The following is a 5,051-nucleotide window of genomic DNA, read 5'->3' as shown; positions in this document are numbered from 1 at the left end:
CCTTGGAGTAAGCAGAGGTAAGAGTCCGCTCATCATCGAGGACCTCGACGTCTATCTCCAACACCCTTGCCCGATCAGCGTGCCCACACTCAACTCTGAAGAGCCGGTTTTCTCACTACGGTGTGGTCACCGTGACCTCGGGGTCCCGGCATTCACCTGCTTACAGCGCCTCACCGGGGCTGCCCGCGCCCTACCGGTCCCCTCGGTATCCAGGCAAACCGGGCAGCTGATTCGGGCGGTACAATGCTGGTGTAGAGATGAGCTGACAATTCCGGTACGGAATCACTTAAGGGAGGCGGGGTGCACATGGTGATTCGGCATGAATTCGTTAACATTACAGCAATGCTGGCTGCCGATCCTGCACCAGTCGAAGCAGTCCCGGCCGCCCTTCGTCTCAGCCGCGCTGGCATGGCCGCGAAGAACGCACGTAGCGCCACTGAGTGGCGGCGAAACGGGATGAGCGACGAAGAGCTCTGGAGATTCGCCATTCTGCAAACCTTGGATGACTACATCAGCGCCCGGAAGCACGGCGGGATCACAGCTGCAGCCGAGGTGTTCACTCCGGAACCAGAGATGACCGGATCCCAACGTATAGATTCGGCATTCGCTGCCCTCGCAGAGTACCTCGCGCGCGCAGATGGATGGACCGCACCTGCGTGGACGTCCAAGCCGTCACGCTGCACCACTGAATGGTTTCCGCTGGTGATCCCGTTCGACTACCCCGAAGCCCGCTCCGAGGGCGTACCGGAGTTCAGGAATCACGGGATCTTCGTCACCTACCGAGGACTATCGCGGGCATGACAGGCCCTGCAATGGGCCAGAAGCAGCTACGTGGATTGCTTCAGACCCTCAGCAACCGCCTAGCGGCTCGCGGCGAGTCTGCCACGCTGTTTATCGTCGGTGGAGCAGCGATGGCTTCGCCTACGATGGTGCACGAACAACCCGCGACATTGACGCTGTCTTCGAACCCTCACAGGCTGTCCGCGAGATCGCTGCAGAGATCGCAGAAGAATCGCGCGACGGCCTTGATCTCTCTGCCGATTGGATCAATGACGGGGCCAAGGGCTTCATGCCCCAGGTGCAGCATCAATCTCGCGTGCTCCTCGATAACCCGTCCTTGCGCGTGTATGTCGCAGCGCCAGAGTACCTGCTCGCGATGAAACACCACGCTGGGCGTGATGAGCGTGATATCGACGACGCAGCGCAATTAGCGGTCATGACCGGCAACACCACGGTGGAGAAGCTTAACGACGTGCTTGCTAAGCACTATCCGGCGCGCTTACTGACCGCCAGGGACGGTTACATGGCATATCGAATCGTTGACCGCATCTCCGCGCTAGAACCAGACGCACAGCAGTCCACAGCCACCGCGACCCTCATCACACCTACCGATTACGACGGCCCGACCCGGTAACAGCAGGCCAAGTCTCATTACGGCGACTTTTGCACCCTGAGTGGTGCTGTGGTCACCTATCCGTCGACAACTCGCCTCGCGTGTGTTGTTCCCGTCTGGGAGTCCAGTCATTACGGTGATCAAGGTCGGGCTGCTTGTCATGGCCATCTGCTGCGCTGCAATCCATGTGGGCCGGCTCTTCTTACCTCAGCACAATGCGCGGTAGCCGGGTTTCGAGACATCTCACCGCAGCCTCAGGTCAGGGGTTTTCTCACTACGGTGTGGTCACCGTGGCCTCGGGGTCCCGGCATTCACCTGCTTACAGCGCCTCACCGGGGCTGCCCGCGCCCTACCGGTCACCGTCGTGACGATGAGGCGGTACCTCAGGTTGCGGGTGGTTGCAGGTGGCGCTTTGGCACCCTCAGTGGTGCTGTGGTCACCGAGACATGTCCCTGTTCCGGGGCGGTGTTGCGTCAACTGAGGCCAGGGCCGAAGGCATTGTTTGTGAGGTCGGTCAGTGAGAGCGCTTCGGCCTGCTGCAGGTCGCGCATTGCCGCAGCTTTGGTGAGGTCTCCGATGTCGGCTGGGATGTTGCGTGCGATAATCCTTGCGTGCTTGCGGATCGTGCTCAGGCGTGCAGAGTCTAGTCCTGCCTCAGCCATGTGCTCGGTGAGCAGGTTGCTGGTGGGCTGCAGCACGCTGTAGGCCTCAGCGCAGACAACGTCTGGATCCAGGCCCGCCTCGTGTGCGAACGCCTGCCAGCGCTTCTCGGTCAGCTCGGCAACGACTCGCGTTCCTCCGATCGGCATGGCCAGTGTGCGCGACAGGCGCGGGTAGATCACGATAGGCACGGTGTCATACAGCGGTGAGAGCTTGGTCCGTTGGTCAAGGATGATCGAGTAGTTCTTCGCGTGGGCATCGAAGTTGCCCAGCGCGACATTGAACGCGAGCTGCCGGATGAAGGCTCGTTCCAGCCCGTAGCCGGCGAGGAAGCGCGCGGCTGTGGCTGCCTTGAGATCGTACTTCTGCTCGGTGGCCATGCCCATTGCCTGATTGAGGTCTTCAGCATGAAGCCGGCGACCTTGCTTCCTGTCCCACCTCCGCGTGACGAATACAGCCATGCCGGACAGCTGGGCCGGCGCGGACGCTGATGCTTCGAGACCCACTCGGCGTGCCAGCTGCAGGCTGTGATGCTCTGCACGAGCCAGCCACGTCCAGCGCTCGGGTTCCGGCTTGAAGATGTGCGTCGAGGGCAGGTCACGATTCGACCAGTACCACCGGTCATCGACGCGTGCGAGACTGAACTTCCCCTGTGCTCCCCCGAGGGACATACGCGCGTGCCGGTTCGGCGGCAGCCATGCGGAAGCGTCCTTGCGGATACTGCGGACTCGCTCGGTGATCTCTTCGAGACTCGCGTCTTCTGTGGCCACTGGTTGCCGGTCAGGTTCTGGCAGACGTGTGAGAGTGACCGCCCCGGCGACGTCCTCACCATACTCTCCGAGCAGCGCGAACGGCTCCGTCGAGGAGAGTCCGCGCTCGGCCGCCCACCGTTCACGGACGAATGCACTGTCCGGCAGGAGGTTGTCCAGGTAGGTGGCGGCCGCCGTGACGTGTTGCGGGGCCTCGCGTGGCAGTGCGAGGGAGATGTCCGGCCCGTCGTAAGCGTCCTCGTAGGCAAACATGACCTGTCCGCTGGCCTCGCGGACAAACGTTCCGGCGTGCCTGCCGTTGACGAAGGCGTAGAGGTGGTCAGCCAAGGATTCTGATCGCTTCCTCGAAGGGGATGAGTCCGGGTTGCAGCTCTTCGCGCAGCGGGCCAGGCAGCGTGAGCGTGCGGAAGCCCAGCGCGTCGACCACCCGGCGCATCGGCACCAGCGGCACCTTCACTTCACCCGATTCCAGCTCGGCCACGGTCTCTTCACTGACGTCGGCTCGCTGGGCAAGCTCAGTCTGGCTCCACCCGCGCTGGCGCCGTTCGTCGCAGACGGCGGCGGCGAGCACTTCATAGGAGTGGAAGACACGCCCGACCTTGTCCGAGGCTTGATCGGACTCTCCATGATCTTCAGTCAGACCAACAGCCTCAGGGTCATCCAAGAACTGAAACATCCTTACCTCCTGCACCCATTATCCCACCACCGCTACCGAAGAACCTCCTCACTCCACGATCTCATCCACCCCACACGTCACGCCGAGACGAACCGACGAATTTCCCTCACACCTCTGGCACCAAGGTGCATACCGTTGTCGTTTGCGAACGCAACGACAGACGCCCGGGTGCCACCGCACCGAATTCTGGGCATGACTGACACACCACGGAGCTGCTTCGGCTGTGGGCAGCCGCTGCCTGCGACTGCCACCCGCCGGCGGCGCTACTGCAACGCTGCATGCCGATCCTCCCACTTTCGTCGACAGCAACGACGGGCAGCGGGTGTCCCCGCTCGGAGTCAGACCGATGGCGCGCTGACGAAGGCACGCGAACGCATCGCACAGCTGGAAACTCAGCTGGCGCGGGCACGCCGCCGGGAAGTGGAGAAGGATGCTGAGCTGTCCGAGCTGCGCGGTCGTGTCCGGTCAGCTCAGCGGTCGGTGGATCGCCCCGGGTGTGGTGGAGGGTTTGATCTAACCGAGAGGATAGGAACATGCCTGCACCGAGTAAGTACCCTGCAGAAGTTCGTGACCGTGCTGTGCGTATGGTCAATGAGAAGCTGACCTGCGAACCCGCGCTGGCTGTGAGTGCCGCGCGCCGGCTGGTCGGTGAACAGATCGGAATCAATAAGAACACCCTCCGTAATTGGGCTCTTCAGAGTTGAGTGTGGGCGCGCCGGTCGGGCAAGGGTGTTGGAGATAGACGTCGAGGTCCCTGATGATGAGCGGACATCTACCCGCGCTGATCTCAAGGACCTCGACAATGCCCCATCCTACGTGTTCCTGCTCGACATCTCTGGACCGTTGCAGTCGCTGCGATGTCCTCCTCGGCCTCCCCGGACTGCACCTGACCGACGTCGATGCCACCGACGAGAGCGTGGTCCTCGACGTCGAGACCTGTGACCCGCTGACCGGTTGCCCCGGTTGCGGCGTCATCCCGACCGGCCACGGACGCATCACCGTGACCCTGATCGATGCTCCGTCCGCTGGACGTCCTGCCCGCCTGCGATGGCGCAAGCACCGCTGGATCTGCCGCGAGTCCGCCTGCCCGGTCGTGACCTTCACCGAGCAGAACACGCAGGTCGCCGCACCACGCGCCCTGCTGACAACCCGCGCGGTCCGGTGGGCGATCCGTCAGCTGCGGTATGAGAACGCCTCCGTCCAGGGACTGGCCCGCCAGTTGGGCACGACGTGGAACACGCTGTGGTCCCAGATCCGGCCAGTGCTCAACACCGCCGCTGACGATCCGGCACGGTTCGACGGCGTCGAGGTTCTCGGCGTCGATGAGCACGTCTGGCACCACACCGATCCGCGCCGGCGCGGACCCAAGGAGCTGACCGGCATGGTCGATCTCTCCCGCCACCGGCACCGAACCGCGCGTCTGCTGGATCTCGTCCCGGGACGGTCGGGCACCGTGTACAAAGACTGGCTCACCGCACGCGGGCCTTCCTTCCGCCAGGGTGTGCGGGTCGCGACGCTGGACCCGTTCCAGGGATACAAGAACGCGATCGAT

The 5,051-nt window shown here is 63.1% G+C and carries 5 protein-coding genes; 3 read left to right on the top strand and 2 right to left on the bottom strand.

Going from position 1 to position 5,051, the window contains the following annotated elements; genetic code table 11:
* Positions 1-408: 408 nt before the first annotated feature.
* On the top strand, positions 409-801 hold the full coding sequence (locus ACFFN1_RS00565; RefSeq protein WP_376837623.1) for a hypothetical protein: 393 nt from the start codon (positions 409-411) through the stop codon (positions 799-801).
* A gap of 268 nt (positions 802-1,069) precedes the next feature.
* A complete protein-coding gene (locus tag ACFFN1_RS00560) occupies positions 1,070-1,414 on the top strand; it encodes a hypothetical protein (protein ID WP_376837621.1) in 345 nt (114 codons plus the stop codon).
* A gap of 452 nt (positions 1,415-1,866) precedes the next feature.
* On the opposite strand, the gene ACFFN1_RS00555 is transcribed toward ACFFN1_RS00560, so the two are convergent.
* Complete coding sequence (locus ACFFN1_RS00555; protein ID WP_376837619.1) at positions 1,867-3,150, bottom strand: HipA domain-containing protein; 1,284 nt, start codon at positions 3,148-3,150, stop codon at positions 1,867-1,869.
* Positions 3,143-3,499, bottom strand: a complete 357-nt coding sequence (locus ACFFN1_RS00550) for a helix-turn-helix domain-containing protein (RefSeq protein ID WP_376837618.1) — start codon at positions 3,497-3,499, stop codon at positions 3,143-3,145. The genes ACFFN1_RS00555 and ACFFN1_RS00550 overlap by 8 nt, the downstream gene beginning before the upstream one ends.
* Before the next feature lie 802 nt (positions 3,500-4,301).
* Between ACFFN1_RS00550 and ACFFN1_RS00545 the strand changes: the two genes are divergently transcribed.
* Positions 4,302-5,051: helix-turn-helix domain-containing protein (locus tag ACFFN1_RS00545; protein ID WP_376837616.1), on the top strand; the 750-nt coding region annotated here is incomplete at its 3' end.

Origin of the sequence: Brevibacterium otitidis, from assembly GCF_042429315.1 — a bacterium.
GTDB lineage: Bacteria > Actinomycetota > Actinomycetes > Actinomycetales > Brevibacteriaceae > Brevibacterium > Brevibacterium otitidis.
This window is presented reverse-complemented; position numbering and strand designations above follow the sequence as displayed.

Bases quoted from the DNA above. Each gene is read 5' to 3' on its own strand.
- ACFFN1_RS00565 (WP_376837623.1), top strand. From the start codon at position 409: ATGGCCGCGAAGAACGCACGTAGCGCCACTGAGTGGCGGCGAAACGGG.
- ACFFN1_RS00560 (WP_376837621.1), top strand. From the start codon at position 1,070: ATGCCCCAGGTGCAGCATCAATCTCGCGTGCTCCTCGATAACCCGTCC.
- ACFFN1_RS00550 (WP_376837618.1), bottom strand. From the start codon at position 3,499: ATGTTTCAGTTCTTGGATGACCCTGAGGCTGTTGGTCTGACTGAAGAT.